The following is a 21,886-nucleotide window of genomic DNA, read 5'->3' on the forward strand; positions in this document are numbered from 1 at the left end:
TAAAAGTATGTACTTTTGCTAGTGCAACACATAGTTGCGCTCAATTATGTTAACCAACTGTCCTACTTGCTCGGCTTGCAGGCAGGACAAATGATCTCCTTTGACTTCATAACAAGAGAGAGAGTGACTAAATGGTTTCCATCCCATGTCTTTATTCACAGGACGGCCTTCAAATTCTTGCGTTTGCTGCGTTTTTACAACGCAGATTGGGGTGTCGCTAAGCATAGACGGCATCTCAATATTTGCTCGCAGTTGGGCACTAAAAACTTGTTGAAAGTGGCGTAGATGCGCATCACTAAAATTAAATCCAGCTTGATGTATCCAGCGATTGAGATAGGCAATGCGTGCTGAAGCATCACCTTGCTTATAGGCACTGATTTCTGCATCAGAGACACTAAGGCGGAAAAACGCCACCAGATTATCCAGCATCATTTGTGCGATTTGCGCTTCCCCTAAGTTAAGCGTTGGGCTGCTCGGTACAGGCGTATCAATCACAGTTACCAAACAGCCAATTCGACCTTGTTGCTCAAGTAAAGTGGCAAGTTGATAGGCAATAAAGCTGCCAAAAGAATGTCCGACCAAATGCACTTGTTCACCAAGTTCAGCACCTGCTAATACACTCAAGTAATACTCTGCGGTGCGGCCAATAGAAGTTAGCGTCTCGGGTTCCTCGGCAAGCGCCTCTGGCTGCAAGCCATAAACGGGTATACGGCTATCAAGCCCATTCACTAACGCATGAAATGCCATTAGCCAACCTCCCGCTCCCGCAATCAACACCACAGGTGTAAAGCCAAGCTCGCCCTCTTGCAAACACACTAAGGTTTCAAGCGATTGAGGTTTGCTATCGCGTTCGCCAAGACCATCTCTCAATGCTTGAATATACTGGCTGAGCCCACGCACAGTCGGATACTCAAAAAGTGCCGACAGTGGAAAATTGAGTTGTAGGTGCTGATTAATATCACCCACTAAACGCATCGCTAATAGCGAATGACCACCTAAATTAAAGAAGTTATCGTCAAGGCACACTCCATCCAACTGCAAACGACAGGCAAACTGCTGCGCTAATTGAGTTTGTAGTGGTGTAAGCCTTTCCAGCTTAGCCTCTTGCCCCAAGGGTTGAGGCGGAGTGTATGAGCTGGCCAGCGCAATGAGCTGTTTGCGATCTACTTTGCCGTTCGTTGTCAGCGGAAGCTGGCTAATTGATTGAAACAACTCAGGGACCATGTAAGCGGGTAGTACTGCGCGTAATTGCGCCCGCAAAGCAGCATAATTCACTTCCGTATGCTGCGTTGGCTGCACAAATGCCACTAATTGCGCGTTGTTACTGCTATCTTCACGCACCACCACAGCACACGCTGCAACTTCGTCTAGCAGCTGAAGTTGCCGTTCAATCTCACCCAATTCGATGCGGTAACCGCGCACTTTAACTTGGTTATCACCACGACCTAGATACAGCAATTCATTTGAGGCTAAGCAGCAAGCGCGATCGCCAGTTTTATAAAGTCGCTGGCCGCTATTTGGCTCAATGATAAACGCCTGCTGCGTCTTTTCTTTGTCGTTGAGATAGCCTCTGGCAAGGCCAATGCCTGCAATGTATAAATCCCCTTCCACACCGGTAGCCACCGCTCGAAGCTGCTCATCAAGTAAATATAAAGACAAACCAGCGACGGGCTGACCAATTGGCACGCGTGCACCGCTGAAGTGTGTGACATCATTAAGGGTTGCAGAAATGGTTGCTTCGGTCGGGCCATAGGCATTAATAATTTGAATATGGTCGCCATAGCGCTGCTGCCAATCGGTGAGCGCGGCAATCTGCATCTGCTCGCCACCTATGGTGATGATCCTCAGCGAGCTTGGCAAGGTGACTGAAGTCGCTGCAAGTTGATGCCAATACGCCGTCGGTAAACTCATCAGCGTTAACTCGGCATCTTGGCTTAATTGCGCTAGCTTGTTGGGATCCAACATGTCGTCTGTCGGTGCCATCACCAAGGTTGCGCCACGAAGTAAAGTACAAAAGACTTCTTCCGCAAACACATCAAAGCTCATGCTAGCAAATTGCAGGTAATTGTCGCTGGGCGTAATCGCATATTGCGCGGCTAATGCCTGCACATAATTAACGACACTGGCATGCTCCACCATCACCCCTTTTGGCATGCCCGTGGTGCCCGAGGTGTAAATTACATAACAGAGGTCGTCAATCTGGCATGGCGCAGTAAAGCAACGACTAGGCTGCTCAGCCAAAGCGCCCTGAATACTATCTAAATCGACTTGAGGCACCACCTGCTCCGAGCTACCCTGCCAATATTCTGTTTTGGTAACCAGCATGGCTGCATTGGCATTTTGCAACAGCAAACGACGTCGAGACTCGGGTAGTGTTGGTGCAATTGGTAGATAAGCTGCGCCCAATTTGAGCACCGCAAGCATAGCCACAATAAGCTGGTAATTCGCCTCTAAACACAGACCAATAATAACGGGGGATGTACTCGGCTCTAGTCGTGAAGCAAGGTAATAGGCGAGCTGATTGGCGTCTTTATCCAGCTGTGAATAGCGATAACAGCGTGCCTCCCCAGAGGCGGTACTATATTCACGAATAGCAATATGCTCAGGAAATTCAGCAGCAACTTGAGCAAACAATTGCTGAATAGGTAAATTTGGCGTTTGATATTTCGCCGCTTGCGTCAGTGCAAAAGTAGGCAGAGGCAATGCCTTGCTGTACGGTGCGTGTTGAGGCTGCCAAGACAATTTTCCGAGTGTTTGCTCTGGCTGTTGTGTCGCAGCTAACATCAGCTGCTGCATCGCCGCAAGGCTTTGCTCGATAAACACTTCATCAAAGCATTTCTGCTGATAGCTCAGCGTGAGCGATAAACCGGCCCCTACGCCGACCACAAAGGTCAATGGATAGTGCGTTTCGTCAACTTCACTTAAGGTTGTTGCGATAAATGGCAGCGCAGCGCTATTTTGTAACGGATCTTGCGGATAATTTTCAAAAACATACAAGCAATCAAACAATGGACTGTCGTTTTCAATACCCGACCACTGATGAACTTGTGTCAGTGGTGTATGCGGGTGCTGCGCTAATGCCGTAAGCTGCGATTTCACCGCTTGCAGGTAATCTTGCACACGCGCATTTTGATCTATCGTTACATGGACCGCTTGCGTATTGATATACAAGCCAACGCGCTGCGCCATTCTACTAAGCGCTGTAGGTCTACCCGCGATGGTTTGACCAAATAAGGCATACGGTTCGTTGCAGCAATTTGCCACCCAATAAGCCCAGAGCCCTTGGATAAACTGATTGACGGTAAGTCCTTGCTCGCTTGTAAAGCGAGTCACGGCATCTTGCAGCGATTGCGGTAAAGTCACACTAAGTTCTTTAACACCAGCCGCTTTATTTTCAGTATGTAGTACCTTTTCGCTGAGTAATGTGGGCGTGGTAACTCCACCCAAATACTCCCGCCAAAACGCTTCGTCGCGGTCAACATGCGTATGCAAATATTCGATATGATCGCGGAAATTATCTACCACAATGGGGCGTAACTCACCTTGGCAACGGGCTTGATAAAATGCCAATAACTCAGCAAATAACACCGGCAGCGACCAGCCATCCATGATGAGATGATGATAAGTCCAAACCACCCCAACATTGCCATCCTCAAAAGCAATTAACCTCAATCGCATACAAGGCGCTTGTGAAAGCCTAAGCGGCTCGGCAAGCTCCACCGCGGCCTGTGATTTCACCACATGCGATTGCGCATCTGCAATAGCGACACTCTGCACCAGATTCAGCGGTACATCAGCATGTTTACAGACCACTTGCAGCGGCTCGCCAGCAACGTCTATAAAGGCCGAGCGTAATATGCTGTGCTGTTTAATCAATTGCTGCCAAGCGTAACTCAAGGCCTCAATATCCACACAACCTTGTAGCAATAAGCTGGTTTGCTCGATGTAAGGTAGCGTGCTTTGAGTGTGCGTCTCACGTGCCGTTTGACTGTGGAACCACATACCTTGTTGCAAACCAGTTAGAGGGTAAATATCCTCAACTTCCCCTTCAACCTGCCCAAGTATGCGCTGTAACTGCCGTTCAGAAATGCCGCTGAGAAGTGCAAAGTCACTGACTGTGTAATGACGTTGAGGCTGGGATTGGCAATGCTCGATGACCTGAATTAGACTTTCGAGTATCTCTTTACTTAATCGTTCCGCTGCTTCAGATGCCAAGCGCTGGCTGTCAAACTCTAACGTTAACGCCAGTTTACCATCCACGACCGCCGCCGTTAGCTGCGCTCCAAAGTAACTGAGGTTTGACTCTGCAACCAAAGCACCGGTCGACTCACGAGCGTCTCCCAGCAAACCTTGTTGCTCAATGACTGTATCTAGCTGACCTAAATAGTTGAAAAACAGTAAGCCTCGGGTATCAATCTCAAGCGATGAGCGAACGTTTGGCTCTGGGTGTAAATACCGCGCTGCACCATAACTACTGGCGACTTTAGCGCTCCTTTCAAGCTCTGCCTTGATACTGCAAATCACATCATGCAAGCGGCTACCATTACTAAATAACTGCATTGGATAGAGCGCCGTTAACCAGCCAATGGTTCGGCTGCTGTCCAGTGCCTCCGTCAGTAACTCGCGACCATGCCCTTCTAGCATGATCACTTCACTGCCTGCACCACGCTTTTGCGCACACCTGGCAAGCGCACTGAGCAGCAATGCTTGCGCCGTTGTACCATAACTGGTGTTGGCGGATCCCAGTAGCGCACGGGTGTGCGCTGTTGACAATGTGTGGCGAACTTTGGCTATGGCTTGGGTCGCTTTTGTATCTTTAAGACTCAATAAGTGTGAGCTTTCAGCCAATGCAGCCACCTTCTGCCATTTGCGCAAACCACGCTCATCGGTTGCAAGTTCACGATAAAAATCGGCAAGTTCAGCCAAATTCGCGCTTGCGGCAGGAAGCTCCAGCGGCACATTGTTTGTTTGCTGCTGTAGTAGCTGGCTCACATCTTCAAGTAACACACGCCAAGAGACGCCATCCACTAGCAAGTGATGTGCGCTAAACAGCAAGCGATTATTGGCCGCACTATCAGGTGTAACAAATAACACTGCTTTAAACAGTGGCGTGCCAGTAAACGCAAAACCTTGCTGCACTTGCTCACTGAACTCGCTCAGCTCAGCTTGCCATGCGTCACGCTCAAGCGTATGCGCCGTAAATACCTTTTTAATATCAATGCCATCACGTACAAATAGGGTATTTTCATCCGCAACCACCAAACGTAGCGCATCGTGCTGAGCTATCAAGTACCCTATCACTTGCTTGAGCTGCGCTGGTGTGACGGATTTATCTACACTCACCAGCACGCTTTGATCCCAATGACTGGGTTTGGCAAATTGTTGGGCAAAAAACCAATGCTGAATTGGTAATTTATCGAGTTGACCAACCAATGGCTCCCTTTCTTTACCCATCGGCACATGAATATCTTGCTGGGCAAGTCTTGCAGCAAGTGCCGAAACACTGGGGTAGGTAAACACGTCGGTAGCACTAACAGGTAGCTTGAGTGCTTTGGCTTTACTTGCGATTTGAATACTCAAAATAGAGTCGCCGCCTAAAGCAAAATAGTCATCTTCAGCGGTCATCGATGGCGTATTTAATACCTGCCGATAAATCGCCAGTAACTGGGCTACGAGGCTGTTAGCCTGTGGTGTGACCGCGCTTTGCTCGGTTACTGTGGTAGTCTGTTGAGTTTTACCAAGCGTTGCCAAAGCATGATGGTCAACCTTGCCATGCGGTGTCAAAGGTAGCCTTGCGAGCATGACAAAATGCTCTGGTACCATATAATTTGGTAGTCTTGCCTTTAGCTGGGCTTGAAGCACTTGAGGCTCAGTGTTTGCCACCACAAATGCCTGCAACTGTGGCTGCCCTGACGCGCTTGTGGTTATCTGAACCGCACATTCTTGTACGCTCGATAGCAGCCCAATTTGCTGTTCAATTTCGGCCAACTCAATACGATACCCTCGCAGTTTTACTTGTCCATCGTTACGACCCATATAGGCGATACGGCCGCTGCTAAGCAGGCGAACCAAATCTCCCGTTTTATAGGCTCGCACCATGTGCGAGGGAGAGACTTGTAGCTCAATAAAACGCTCAGCACTAAGCTGTGGTTGATGTAAATACCCTCTAGCTAGTCCCGCCCCTGTCACATATAACTCACCGATCATCCCCTGTGGCACAGCCTGCAGCTGTGGGTCCAAAATAAATAGCTGGCTGTTGTCCACGGGCAAGCCGATATCTGGCACCTTTCCGTCAAACTCAACCACACCTGAAGTCGCGACCACCGAGGCTTCGGTGGGTCCATAGTTATTGACTAGGGTAAATCCGTACTCTTTTGCTTGAAGCGCACCAAGTTTATCGCCGCCAACCAATAAATAGCGCAAGCTTTGCGGGTTAAACAAAGGCTCAGTGAGCAGCGTTTGAGCGATTGGCGTTGCAATAAAACTATGCGTGACTTGGTGTGTATTGAAGCAGGCTGTTAATTCCGCCGGTGACTGTAGCACCGCTTTTGTCACACACACTAGGCTCGCGCTAGCACATAAATAAGGCCAAATTTCCCATGTTGCCGCGTCAAAGGCGGGGTTGGCGGTTTGACTTGCAACGCTATGATTATCCACCGCAAAAGCTCGTCGATGCCAACCACATAAATTCGCCAACCCTTGATGGGCTATCATCACGCCTTTAGGATTACCAGTCGTGCCTGAGGTATAAATAACATAGGCCAGCTGCTCCGCTTTAACTTTTGGAAACTGCTGAGGTAGTGATATTGTCGCAAGGCGCGCTTGCACGTTGGCGTCATCAACACAAATGACATGTGAGGAGCGATATTCTGCCTCAATGTCGTTATCATCTAACTCTGCTACCTCAAAGCGAGCGGCAAACTCACACTTTGTTAAAACCAGCGCAGCGCTGCTGTCTTTAGCGATGTAATTGACTCGCGCTTGAGGGTAATGAGGGTCAACAGGCACATAACATCCACCCGCTTTTAACACAGCCAACATCGCCACAATGAGATCTGCGCTACCCGTCATCGCAACAAGCACAGGCTGCTCTAGTTGCAGCCCTTCGCTTAATAACAGCGCCGCCAATGCCGTAGCTCTTTCATTAAGCTCACCATAACTCAAGGTTTGATTTGAGTTTGTGTCAATTACTGCGAGCCGCTCAGCTTGTGCAGGCTCTGCCATATGTCGCTCAATTTGCTCAAGCACTGACTGCTCGAAATGTTCCGGCGCTGATTTGCCTGAAATCGCATGATTCTCTAGCGGCTGCTCCTTGCAAAGTTTTATATCCGCAAGCGGGCACTCAGGCTCTGCGAGTAATTGCACTATCACGGCATTAAAACACTCTGCAATGCTAGCCACAGTTTCTCTTTCAAATAGTCCACTGTTGTATAGCCAGTGCAGTCTCAACCCTTGCCCACTTACTGTTGCACTGAGCTCAAGATCAAACTTGGCACGCGCGTTTTCCGACGTTAAAACTTCCGTGCTAAGGCCTACAAACTCTGGTGTGTGCTGTGGATCGGGATTAAACGCAAAACTCAATTGAAACACACTTTGGTGACTCAACTCTCGGCTAACACCAAGATGATCAATGAGCTGCTCAAAGGGCAAAGATTGGTGTTGATGTACTTGTTCAATTTGCTCTTTTTGTATATCGAGTAGTTGGCTGAAACTCTGCTGCCAATCGAGCTTCACGCGAATAGGTAAGGCATTGACGAAAAAGCCAATCAACTGCTCCACTTGTGGGTGATGCCGCCCTGAAAATGGCGCACCAACCACAATATCATCCACTTGGCTAAACTTGGCGAGCATCACCGCATATGCGCTATGCAACCAAATAAACGGGGTTATTCCCAAACGCTGACAATACTGTTGCAGCCGTTGCCATGTTTCAGCGCTTAGCTGCTCAGTAAATGCTTGCGCGCTATTATTCACAACTTGCCCACGCGGCGTATCGAGCGGTAATTGATGCAGTGGCGGCGCATCGTCAAGATGCGCAGACCAAAATGCCATGTCTGCACTTTGCTGCGCGCCTTGGCACTGTGCTCGATGCCAATGGGCATAATCCGCGTATTGCACCTCAGGTGGCGCAATCAAGTCATGGGCAAGTTCACAGCCTTGGGTGTAATGGGCATAAAACTGTGTGAGCTCTCGCATTAATACTTCAATAGACTGAGCATCACTAGCAATATGGTGCATATTGACGATAAGACGATGATAGCCTGATGAGAATCGAACCAGAGTTGCACGGATCATTAGATCTTTACTAAGATCAAAACCCTGCGCTTGGTCGTCTCGTACCGCGCGCTGCCAAACCACAGTTTGCCAAAGCGGTGATTGTGTGGAGACGTCAATGAGCGTAACAAAATGCTCAGGCAAAGCCACAAGGTACTGTTTGGGCTCATCGGTAGTATTGATGATAGCCGAATGCAACACCTGATGCCGTGACAGCACTTTTTGCCAACTTTGCTCGAATGCGCTCAGATCAAGCTCCCCTGAAAACGCCAATAACGCTTGAATTTGATATTGCTGGCTGCCCTGCTGCATTTGATCTAATGTCCATAAACGCTGCTGAGCAAAAGACAACGCTACGCCATTGGTTTTATCCACCACAGCAATAGTACTTAGCTGCGCGTCTTGCTTTTCAAGTGCAGCCGCTAAACCTTGTACTGTAGGGTGCGTAAAAATCGCTTGCAGCGGTAACTCAATGTGCAGCGTCTTGCGAATATGATTTGCCAGTTTTGCAGCAAGTAGCGAGTGCCCGCCGAGTCTAAAAAAGTCGTCATAGCGACCAATTGACTCGCGCTGCAATATCTCGGAAAAATAGCTTGCAAGTTGGGTTTCAAGCTCGCCAACCGGTGCTTCATAAGTGTTTTCGTTAACGCTTGTATCAAGTTGCTGCAATAGTGCTTTTTTATCTACTTTGCCATTGCTGGTCAGTGGCATGGCTGCCACCGCTTGAACTTTGGCCGGCAACATATGGTCGGGTAAATTTTGTTTTAAAAACTGCTGCATGACTAAAGTGATGTCGTCGAACTCGACCTGTTTGTGTAACACCACAAAGGCGCAGATCCAGACATTTTCTGGGTTTTGCCGATTTAACAGCACAGTGACCTCAGCCACTTCGGGGTGATGGCGCAACTGGTTTTCAATTTCGCCTAATTCAATGCGATAACCCCGAACTTTTACCTGGTCGTCAATTCGGCCAACATAGCTCAGCTCTCCGCTGGCCATTAGCCGAACAAGATCGCCCGATCGATATAATCGCTGCTCAGACGCTTCACTAAACGGGTTTTGAATAAAGCGAGTGGCGTTTAACTCGTCACGTTGCCAATAACCCCGACAAACCCCCTCGCCCCCTACGTACAACTCGCCCACGGCACCTTGCGGCAAGAGCCTTTGCTTGTCATCAAGCACATAGCAGCTGGTGGTCGGAATAGCACGACCTATATTACTGGTGCCAAGCGTCAGATCCGCAGGCTCCAGCGCCTTAAACGTAACATGTACCGTGGTTTCGGTAATGCCATACATATTGATTAACTGACAATTTGGTAAGTGCTGTGCCCAAGGTTGTAGCTTACTTGGCTGCAACGCTTCACCACCGAAAATGACGTACCGCACTGCACATTGGCTCGCCAGCTGACTGTCATTGAGTAGCGTGGCTTGTAGCGCGTAAAACGCACTTGGCGTTTGATTTAAGACCGTAACCTGGGCATCAACCAACAACTGAGCAAAAGCTTGAGTGTCTTGCGCAGTAGCTTTATCCACAACCACAAGACGACCACCAAAGAGTAACGTGCCATACATTTCCCACACTGAGAAATCAAAGCAGAAGGAATGAAACAAGGTCCAAACATCTTGCTCATTAAAATCGAATAAGTTGGGCTCAACATGAAGTAAGCGCACCACATGACGGTGCTCAATTTGTACGCCTTTTGGTCGTCCTGTGGTGCCAGAGGTATAGATCATATAAGCCAAGTCTTGCGGCTCAATCTGAATAGCATCAAGCAGCTTGAGAGCTTCGCGGCTGACCTGATGTTCTGCCTGTGACACATTAATTAGCTGATATGAAAGTTGACTAAACAGTGCCTGGGTAGCGTTGTCACAAAGTAGCCATGGGCTTTGCACATCTCCCAAAATATACTCAATGCGTTCTTGCGGGTAGTCGGGATCTACTGGCACGTAGGCAGCACCCACTCTAAGCACTGCTAGCAAGGTCACTATCATCTCTATGCTGCGTGATACACTCACCACCAGCATGGTTCGTGGCGTGACGCCTTTCTGTAACAGCATTACCGCCAGCGCATTGACTCGATCGTTAAGGTCACGATAATTCAGCATAGTCGTGCTATCTTGCACGGCAGTGCGTGTGGCAAAGTGCTCGGCGTAGCGCGTGAATAAACTGGTGATGGTGCCTTGCTTAGGCCAAGTTGCCGCTTGGCATTGAGCGCCCGTTATTAATGCTTGTTGCTGTTTTTGACTCAGTAACGCAAGTTCACCAACGGCGGTATGAGGGGCTGTAACACAAGCTTGAAGCAGCGTATGGAAACAATCCGCCCAATGTTTGATGGTTTCTTCTGTGTAAAGATGGCTATCAAACTTCCAATGTAAATAAAGTGCCTGCTCATCAACTACGGCATTGAGTTCTAAGTCGCATTTTACTGGAGTGCTGTCCGCCTGTTGTTTTTGCACTTCTTGAACCGATAATCCCGGAAGCGTAAAAGCACGCTCATCACGGGTTTCCAGTGTAAATAATATTTGTACTAGCGGGTGGTGACTTAAATCTCGTGGAGCGCCAACCGCTTCAACTACTTTATCAAAAGGAATATCGCGGTATTCAAACGCCGCTAGGTTGAGGTCTTTTTGTTGCTGCAACCATTGGCTAAATGGCATATCACTTTCGAGCTTTGCTTGCATCACTAAGGTATTAACGAACAAGCCGATTAATGGCGTTAATTCGGGGTGATGACGGCCATGCTCTGGCGTTCCTACAACCACCTGCTGCGATTGCGTAAGCCTTGCGATAAACAACATAAAGGTATTGAGCAGCCACATAAAGGGGGTGAGCTGGAGCGACTTAGCCTGTGTCGAGATCGCTGCAAATAACGACACATCGAGCGCTTGGCGATATACTTTCCCCGTTAACGACTGCACCGCAGGACGGACAAAATCACAAGGCAATGACTGCAACGGCGCTAATTCGCTAAATTGCTGCTTTAGTTGCGCCAGTGGTGCCTCGATGCGCTCTGGCGTTAGCTGTGCTCGCTGCCACTGGCTAAAATCACTATATTGCACCTGCATAGTTGCAAGCGGTGTATAAGATGCGCCTATGTGTTTGCAATAGCCAGCTTCTACCTCTTTTGCAAGTAGCGCCATTGAAGCCCCGTCAGAGACAATATGATGCATATTAAATGCAAGGTGATGTTCATCGCCATCACTCACCACCAGCACGCGAAGCAAACAATCATGAGCCAAATCAAAAGGCTTGTTCTGATGTACTGCGATGCGCGAAGCAATGTAGGCTTGCCGTGTTTCCTCAGCTGCTACACTGGCATCAAGCCACTCGAACGGCGCACTAATATCATCCGTTATTTGCAGCTGGGGTTGGCCATCTTGTTCATTTTTTACAAACCTAGCGCGCAGTATTTCGTGGCGCTGCAGCACATCTTGTACGGCGCTGCGCATTGCTTGAATATTAAGCTTGCCGCGTAACAAAAACTCGGCGGGCATATAATACTGCTTGCTGCCTTGCAGTTGCTCAATAAACCACAGTCCTTCCTGCGCAAAGCTCAGCGGTAAGATTTTCCCCGCGCTTGGCTGCGCGACTATTTTCGGCGATGAGTTCGCCACATCACGGCTTTGTTGCTGAAAATAGGCAATGATCTCTGATTTATATTCAACCACCTGCTGTTTTAACTGTGGAGGAAACCCAGCGGTTTGCTTAAATGCCAAGCCACCGTTTTTTTCATACAAGGTCACGCCAGCTGCTAATGCTTCTGCGATCAAAGCCTCTATCTGTCTTTGTTGTTCATTCATCACAAAAACATCTCCTCAGACTGACCGTTTTCGTCTGCCGCTTTGGCTGCACGATGGATCTCACACCAAGTTGCAAGTGCGCTTACGCTTGGCCGCTCGAACAATATTTTTAAGGTGATGGGCACCTCAAGCGCCTGCTCAATTAAGGCAACCGCTTGGCTTGCTGATAAAGAGTGCCCTCCTAACTCAAAGAAGTTACTGTTAATATCTCGAACTTGAGTATTGAGCACTTGAGCAAAAACTTCTGCCAGTAGCGTTTGTAGTTCAGTCATAGGAGCTAAAGGTGTTGTAAGCACTTGCGCCTGTTGCGATTGCACCAGTTGTGCAAGCGCTCCTGCGTCTACTTTGCCGTTATTGGTGAGCGGCATAGCAGCCAGTGCATACAGCTTGTAAGGCAACATGTAACTTGGTAGAACCTCTGCTAACGAGGCTAATATCTGAGTGTGTAGCGTCTGTTCAAGCTCATAAATGGCATCTCTGTGCGATGGTGTAGTTAGCACCACACAGCCCAGTAAGTTATCTGTACTTTCGTTAAGTAACACATGTGCTTGTTGCACTGCATCTAGTTGCTCAAGCTGAGCCGCAATTTCTTCAAGTTCGATGCGATAGCCACGCAGTTTAACTTGGTTGTCTCGACGACCAATAAACTGCAGCACACTAGGGCAGCCCTGTTCATCTAGCAGCCAGCGCACTTGGTCGCCCGTCTGATAATAGCGCTGTGAGTCATTCATCAAAGACAATGACACAAATTTACTGGCGCTGAGCTCAGGCAACCCAAAATACGCCTGAGCCACATTATCGCCTGCAATGTATAGCTCACCGGGCATGCCCATTGGCACCGGCTGTTGATGCTGATCTAATACCACCAAATGAGTGCCCTGAATGGCGCTACCGATTGGCACAAAGCGCTGCGATTGCTGTGCAAGCGAAACTGCATCTTGGCCGTTACAGCGATACACACAACAACCGACCGTTGCTTCTGTTGGGCCATATTCGTTATAAAAATGAGCCTGTGGCAGCAGTGCCCCAACTTGAGCAACCACGCTGCTAGATAAGGCTTCTCCCCCCACCACAATGTGGTGCGCAGCATTGCTCGGTTGTAATCGCGCCAGCACGCCTTGCAAGTGGGCTGGTGTCAGCTTAAACAGCAGCGCCTCATCACGCGCTAAACACGCACTAAGCTCTGTGATTAACTGCCCGCCATCATTCAACAATACAACTCCAAGGCCATTAACCAGCGCTCCCCATAAGCTCGTTACTGTCGCATCAAACGCTAAAGGCGTGCTGACAACACACTCTTGTATATCGCCTTGGAGATAACTGTGACTAACGTGCTCAAGGTAAAGGTGTAGATTACGATGGCTGATCACCACGCCTTTGGGTCGCCCTGTGGTGCCTGAGGTATAAATTATATAAGCTGGTGCATCAATATCACTTAATGGCGCTAGCGCCTCTGCAGGCTTGTTCTGCCAATGCGGTGCGGTGTCCATTAGCACCAAACGGCAGCCAAGCTCTGCGCTGTTTGGAAGTAGCGCTGAGGTGGTGATAAGGCAAGTCGCTTTGCTGTCACGCAATATATAGTGCTGACGCTGACTCGGCGCATTGGGGTCGAGCGGCACATACACGGCCCCGACTTTTAAGGTTGCCAACAGTGCCACAACTTGCTCACAGCTTGGCGCTAAGCTTATTGCAACCTGCGACCTTGCCGTTACGCCTTGTTCAATCAAGTAACGCGCTAGCTTGTTACTTTGTAGCTCCAATTCGCCAAAACTTAACTGCTTGCCAGCCATATCTCGTACAGCATTTTGCTGTGCACTATGCTGAGCAAAGTCTCGTATTTTATCGCTGATAAACCAAGGAGATTGCGGCTGCGCTTGCGTGGTAAGCCCTAGCTCGCTAAGTGCTTTAGTCTCAACTAATGGTAAGGTATTTACGCTTTGCTCAGGGCTTTTCAGCGCCGCGTCAATTAACGTCACAAAAGCGTCGACCATCGCCTGTACGCTAGTGTGCTTAAACAAGGCTTTGGCATAATTCCACTGCACAGTTATCTCACTGCCAGATTCTTGTGCATTGACTTCTAAGTCGAACTTCATTGCAGGCTTAAGGTCAAGCTGTTGCTCGATTTTTAGATGAGGTAGCTTGAAGTCACTTTGTTCGTTATTTTGTAGTGCAAAGAGTATTTGTAACACGGGCGAATGCGCTAGGCTGCGCGGTGGATTAATGGCATCAACAAGCTGCTCAAAGGGTAGATTCTGATGGGCAAAAGCCGCCAAGATCACCTGTTTTTGCTCATTTAGCCAGTCGTTAAATGAAGGCGACCCCACTTTGCGAGCTCGAATAGCTAAAGTGTTCACAAAGCAGCCCAGTAACCCCTCTAATTCTTTCACCTCACGTCCGGCAATGGGCGAGCCAATGACAATATCCTGCGTTTGACTAAGACGAAGCATCAACAGCGAAAAGGCACTTTGCAACCACATATACAAGGTCACCCCTTGTGCTTGGCAATGCGCTTTTATCGCCTCAACTTGCGACGATGTAAGAGTATGACGAATGCATTCACCATCAAGGGACTGAACTTGTGGCCGCTCAAAGTCCAGCGGTAATTCATGAACAACAGGACACTGCTGCAACTGAGTTTGCCAATAAGAAAGATCTGCCTGATAGCTATCTTGCTGTTGCTGCTGCCAGTAGGCAAAGTCTGCATACTGCACCGCTAGCGGTTTAGCGTATTGCTCTGGCAACGGATACGCTGACGCTTCGCTAAAGTGCCGATAAAACGCCACAAATTCTTTAGCAAGCAGCGCCATTGACCAACCATCACTGGCAATGTGATGCATGTTAAACAAGAGCCCAAATTGGTTGTGACTAAACTGTACACAGATAACGCGCAGCATAGTGTCTTGGCATAAATCAAAACGCTTGCTAAGTGATTGTTGCTGTAATGTTTGCCAACGCTGCTGTTGCTCGGCGGTATTCAGCCCAGACAAATCTACTAATTCCACAGGACAGGCTACTTGGGCACGAACTTGCTGCCCAGCACCGTGATCACCACTTGCAGGAACGATGACCGTACGGAGTACTTCATGACGTGCAATAATCGCGCTTAACGCTTGTGTTAAAGCGTCAATATCTAAGGCACCTTCACACCAATAGCTCGCTGGCATATGGTATTGCACACTCTGCTCATGTAACTGGTCAATTAACCACAAACGCTGCTGAGCAAATGACAGAGGTAACGCTTGGGCTCTTGATACCGGCTCAATGGTATTGCTGTGCGCAATCATCGAACTTGCGGTTATCACTTCAGCAAACGCTGCAACACTTGGCGCATCAAAGAGTTGTGGCAAGGTGATATCTCGCCGCTGCTCACTGCGCACTCGGCTGATCACTTTTATGGCAAGCAGCGAATGCCCGCCTAAGTCAAAGAAACTATCGTTAATACTCTGTACTGAGCTCGGTAGTAGCTCACGATATAACTCAAGTAAATAACGCTGTATGTCTGTGAGCTTAGATCCATCAATTACCTCGGCGACCTCTTGGCTTTTCGCCTGTGCCTGATAGGCAAGCTGTAATGCTTGCTTGTCTACTTTTCCGTTTGCAGTCAGTGGAAGATCAGCAACGATATCCAGCGCGGCAGGTAACATGTAACTGGGCAGCGACTGCGATAAAGCTTGGCGCAACTGCACAAGTGTGAGCTTAGCCTCACCATTTAAAACCACATGAGCCACTAAGCTTTCTTGTGCTTCATCAATACTCACAGCGCAGCTTTTTACTTGCGCCAACGCGTCGATTTGATGGGCGATTGCCACAAGAGAAATACGGTAGCCGCGCAGTTTTACTTGCTCATCTAACCGCCCCAAATAACAAAGATAGTCTGCCTCACCGCGCGCATTCGCCTGCCACTTTGCCTTGTCGCCACTGCGATACCAACGCATGCTTGAAGTACCAGACGCAGGCACTGCTTGCTCAACAAAGCGTGTTTGCGTCACACTCGCGAGATTAATATAGCCTTCACACACCCCACCTCCCGCTAGCCAAAGCTCTCCGGGCATATTGGGTAAAGCCAGTTCGCCAAACTCGTCAACCACCGCAAGGGTCATATTATCGATGGCATGACCAATAGGCACTTCTTCGTGGCTCGCTAACAAGTGGCGCGACTCACGGCTTACAGCATAGATACTACAGCCGACTGTTGCCTCAGTGGGGCCGTATTCGTTTATCCACTGGGCGTTAGGGAGCTTATCCATCAGCTTATCAACCAAGGCTGCACTTAGCCCCTCACCGCCAACCACAAATCGGTGGGCGATATTACTGCGAGTTTGTGCGTCACTTAATGCAAATACCGCGCGTAGGTGAGCCGGTGTTAACTTGAATAACTTGGCTTCGTTGGCTGCAAAAATCTGCACTTGTAAGGCAGGCAACAATTCAGCGCCCGTGGGGAGCAACTCAAGCTCACCGCCTCGCATTAAAATAGGCACTAAGGCGGTCACCGTTGCATCAAACGCCAGCGGTGTACTGAGTACTGCCTTGGTTATGCCTCCTGATTGTGGCAGGTAACGCTGACAAGCAAAACGCAGATAATTATTGAGGTTGCCATGACTAATGGGCACCCCTTTTGGCTGCCCAGTTGAACCTGAGGTATAAATAACATAAGCAAGCTCGGCCTCGTTAAATGCTGCTGCGTCTTCATCTAGCAACAAACTAGTATCGTAAAACGCAAAGTTCCCTTCGGCTTCGAACAAATCATCCAGCAACAAAAAGTCACTCCCGGCTTCAATCAAGCGCTCGGCATCTTCACTTAGCGCCAGCGTCAATACGATGTCTGCATCATTCATGATATAGGCTAAGGTATCGGTTGGCGTGTCATGATGAATTGGCACATAGGTATGGCGCGCTTTTAATATTGCCAGTACCGCAGCCACCATGTAACTTGAAGACGGCAGTAAAATAGCAATGCGACTTTGCTCGGGAAATGCCATTTCTAATAAGCTATTAGCGAGTTGATTCGCGCATTTTTCTAAGGTGAGATAACTACAAGTGAACTCCCCCATGCGCACCGCAGTCTGTAGTGGGGTCTGAAGAGCCACCTGACTAAACTGAGTTATCCATGGCTGTTGCTCTGTCACTTCTACCGCAACACTTTGCTGCTGTTTTAATAGCGCTAACTGCTGCTCAGCGGGCCACAATGACAATGCTGACAACGGGGTATTTGGCTCTGCAAGACACTGCGATAGCACATAACAAAACTGCTGATGGAAACTAACCACACTCGCTTCTTGCCACAAATTGCGGTCATAAAGCCATTCAACGGTGAGTACATCCCCCTCGTCTATCACTGCGACTTCTAAATCTAGTTTGGCACCGCGTACTTTACTTTGGCACAGCGTCACTTCCAGTTGCGCTAGCGTAAGGTTTTCATTTACCTGATTATTTACCCGAAACACGATTTGATGCAGCGGATGTTGGGCGCTTGAGCGTTCAATGTCTAGCTCATCCACTAACACATCAAAGGGAATATGTTGATGTTGCAATGCGTCGTTGAGTAAGCCTTGGGTTTGCTGTAACGCTTGCGTGAAACTGGTGTCTTCCCTCCATTCGCTCCTAAGCACTAAGGTATTGATAAAGTTACCAATCATACTCTCAAATGCTTTAAGGTGACGTCCTGATACCGGCGTACCAACAACCACATCGCGCTGTTGAGAAAAGCGGCTTAACCACAATGAAAATAGCGTTTGCAGTAACACAAATAAGGTTTGCCCTGAACGAGTTTGATACGCTCGAAGCGCACTAACCAGCGCTGCAGGTATGGGCTCAATCACTAAGGCGCCACGCAAAGAGGTTTTTGCTTCTCTGCTACAATCTAGCGGTAATTCATGAACCTTGGGCAGACCTTGTAATTGCATACGCCAATAGTCGAGCTCCTGTTGCCATAGAGACCCCTGTTCTAGCTGTTGTTGCCACATTACATAATCAACGTAATGCACCTCTTGTAGTGCTAAGGTTTCGCCGCTGAGCGCAGCTTTGTAAGCCAGCCCTAAAGCCTCACTCAAACACGCAATAGACCAACCATCGGCAGCGATATGATGTAAGGTGATCACAAGGGTAGCCTGCATCGCCTCTTGTTGATAAAGACTGGCGCGCAGCATTAAATCACGGCTTAAATCGAAGCTGGTTGCGTAATCTTCTGCAATAGCCTGCTCTAACGCATGTGCTTGTTGCGCAGCGGATTTATCTGTCCAGTCGTGCTTAATCAGGGTAAATCGAGCATCAAGGTTAATGCTTTGGAGCGGTTCTCCTTGCTCATTTTGATGGTAATTAAACGCCAAGACTGGATGTTGCTTAATCACAGCAATAAAGGCTTGCTCTAAGGCTTCAGTATTCAGCTTGCCTTGCAATTGGAATATGCCCTGTAGGTTATACTGGTTGCTGTGCCCTTGCAGTTGGTCAACAAACCACAAGCGCCGCTGTGCAAATGACAAAGGATAACTAGGCTGTGATGGCGCAGGTTGTAGACTTGGTAATGAAGATTGAGACTGAGCGTTAGCCAGCATCTCGCTTAGTTCAAATACGCTAGGATTGGCAAACAGCTGCTTTAAGCTCACTTCCACCGAGAGCTGGGCTCTTAGCTCATTGAGTAATTGCATTGCCAATAAAGAGTGACCACCGATGCTGAAAAAGCTATCGTGCAGCCCCACTTTTGGTGCGCCCGTTAAGGTTTGATAAAGTGTGATTAACTGTCGCTGCAGCCTACTTGTCACCTCACTACTTTGGCTTTGAGAAGTTAATGCCAAAGACTGTAATTGTTGGCGGTCTATCTTGCCATTACTCAGGGTGGGTAAATGCTGGCAAAGCTCTATCCAGCTTGGGATCATCGGCTCAGGCAAGCGACGCTTCAAGCCTTGGCGGATCACCTCGCGCAGATTGGTTGCGGCGCACTGGCTGCCATCAACACTTACCACAAAAGCAACCAAAGCATCTTGTTTGCCGAGCTTACGCACCACGACTGCAGCCTGCGTTACCTCATCAAGCGCTAACAGTGCAGCTTCTATTTCATTAAGGTCAACACGGTAACCGCGAATTTTCGCTTGTTTGTCAATTCGACCGAGAAATTCAAGCTCGCCACTCGCATTCAGCCTAACGCTATCACCACTGCGATAAAAACGGACGCATTGGGCACTATGTTGCAAGCTACTTGTAAACTGAGCTGCGGTCTCTGAAGGCGTATTTATATACCCTTTGGCGAGGCTCGGCCCGCCAATATAGAGCTCTCCGGGCATGCCTGCAGGTGTTGGCTTCCCCTGTTTGTTGAGTACGCAGGTGGTAACATGTGCCAACGGCGTACCGATCGGATAACTGTGGCCGGTTAGCCTGCTGTCTGTCACTTCATGACAAACCACTCCAACACAAGCCTCCGTCGGACCATAATGGTTGAAAATACGCGCCGCTGGCGTCAGCGCGCGAATGCTATCAACAAGCTGCTCACCTAATGCTTCTCCACCTAACACCCACTGCGAAATAGCGGGCTTTTGCTCAGCAAACTGAGGCAACAGCACCGCGGCAAAAGAAGGGGTTAATTTTATCAAGTTAACTTGCTCAGCCACTAACTTGGCTGCGATTTCAGCAGGTTCTGGCGCTTGGTTTGCAAGGGTGAGTACCACAGTGCCGCCATGAATAAGCACCGGATACACAGCCGTTAAGCATAAGTCCGTGGCAAGTCCTGTGACCACGCCCGCTCGCGTATCTTGGTTGTAACTCAATCTCGCCGCGATGCTGCTGCAATAGTGGCTCAGCGCGCCATGGCTGATCTCAACCCCTTTGGGCACACCAGTAGAACCAGAAGTAAACAACACATACGCGCTATCATCAAAACTTGGTGAATAAGTTTGCTGCAGCGCTCCTTTGTTTTGGCTCAGCTCACTATATGTAAGCACTCTGATGTCAGCTTCTCGTAGCGCTTGGTAAAGTGGCGTTTCGACACTTACTACCACCGTATTACACTCAGCTTGCGCTAGCATTTGTAGCGCTCTGGCCGCAGGCATATTGCCATCAATAGGTAAATACGCGCGGCCACTTTGCATTACGCCAAGCATAGTGACAATGTCACTCATATCGCCCGTTGTTATCAGCGCAATGATTGACGTGGCTGCGTGTAAGTTGTTGGCGATTTGCAAACTTTGGGCATACAACTGCTGATATGTCAGGGTGCGCGATGCTTCGCCATTGGTACTTGGCACCACCACTGCAATCGCCTCACCTTGGGTTTGCGCTATATCTTTGATTGCTTGCGGCACAAGCGCCGGTTGACTGATATTGTGATTGATATCAGCCGCCTTTGTCGGTTCGTTCGTTGATTTGAGCGTCAAGTCGTCAATTGGCACCGCCTCTTTAGCACAGTAGCACTGGACGAGTGCCAAATAATCATCGGCAAATCGCTGAATAAGCGCATGGTCATAAAGCCCTGCTGCATAAACAAAGTCACACACAAGGGTATCATCTGTATCATCAACAGATAGGGTTAAGTCAAATTTCGCAGTGCCATTATCTAGGGCAATTAACTCGGCTTCTAATTGGTTATTTACCGACACTTTACTACTTGCTACACCATTGTAGTTAAATAACACTTGAAACAAGGCGGAATGCGCGGCGGATTTGGGTAGCTCTAGCGCTTCAATGATGTCTTCCACGGCAGTGTTTTGATTACTAAGCCCTTGCAATACTTTGTATTGCAGCGCCTTAATCGCCTCACTCATGGAGTGATGGCCGTTTATCTGCATACGCAGTGGCAAGGTATTAATAAAGCAGCCAAGCATAGCTTCAAACTCGCTTTGCTGACGATTTGCAACCGGCACCCCTAAGGTAATATCGGCTTGCTCACTGTAGCGATAAAGCAAGATGTAAAACACGCCCAGCAAGGCGGTAAAATGTGTTACGCCATCGCTGCGGCAAGCTTTATCTAATCGTTGTATTTGTTCCGCGTTAAACGAACAACGAACCGTGTCACCTTGGTACTGCTTTTCTTTTTTTCTTGGATAGCTGGTGGGCAATTCAAACGGTGTAAATGCCTCCAACTGCTCAGTCCAATAAGCCAATTGTTGTTGATAGTCTGGGGATTGCCTTAATTGCTGCTCCCAGTGCACATAGTCAACAAACTGTAAATCGGGAAGCTCAACACACGCCTCCGATAGCTCATACAGCAGTGCGTTGATAAACACAATCACGCTCCAGCCGTCACTAATAATATGATGCATGTTAACGAGTAACCAGCGGCAATCAGTGTGAGAGTTACTCACTAAAGCCGTCACTTGCAGCAGCGACTCGCTGGCAAGATCAAACTGATACCGCACAGCCTGTTTAATCGACTCTGGTAGCTGATTGGGTAGCGCTTCTTCATCCACGGTCATCACGGCAATTTTCATCGCCTCAGCAGGTTCAATTTGCTGCACGACCTTCCCTTCAACCGTGATAAATCGTGCTCTCAAAATATCGTACTTAGCTATCAAGCGGCTCAACGCTTGTTCAATGTCCGTGACTGAAAATGGCTGCGATAACTTAACTAGCCCAGCCATGTTGTACGCCGCAGTGCCCCCTTCATACTTATCAATAAACCACATTCTTCGCTGCGCAGCAGATAGCGCAGCAGATTGCTTTTGCTGTCCTTGAAGGTAGGTGATAAGCGCAGCTTTGTGCGCCTTTATCTTATCCAGAATACCCTCAGGCACCTGCCCAAGCGGTGTTCTAAGTTTTAATTTATCCTGCTGTAAATAAACATAAATCTGTTGACGGTCAAGCTCATCTAACCACTGTTTCATTG

At 48.6% G+C, this 21,886-nt stretch carries 2 protein-coding genes; both read right to left on the reverse strand.

Annotated features, from left to right (window positions below; all coding sequences use genetic code 11):
- Positions 1-18: 18 nt before the first annotated feature.
- Positions 19-12,075, reverse strand: coding sequence for a non-ribosomal peptide synthetase (locus MHN30_RS05660; protein ID WP_239358929.1), 12,057 nt, complete (start codon positions 12,073-12,075; stop codon positions 19-21).
- The gene (locus tag MHN30_RS05665) at positions 12,075-21,884 is read right to left on the reverse strand and encodes a non-ribosomal peptide synthetase (protein ID WP_239358884.1); all 9,810 of its coding nucleotides are present in this window, start codon (positions 21,882-21,884) and stop codon (positions 12,075-12,077) included. Before MHN30_RS05665 ends, MHN30_RS05660 begins: the two co-directional genes overlap by 1 nt.
- Positions 21,885-21,886: the final 2 nt, after the last annotated feature.

The sequence above is a fragment of the Pseudoalteromonas sp. OF7H-1 genome, from assembly GCF_022347825.1.
Taxonomy (GTDB): Bacteria; Pseudomonadota; Gammaproteobacteria; order Enterobacterales; family Alteromonadaceae; genus Pseudoalteromonas; species Pseudoalteromonas maricaloris.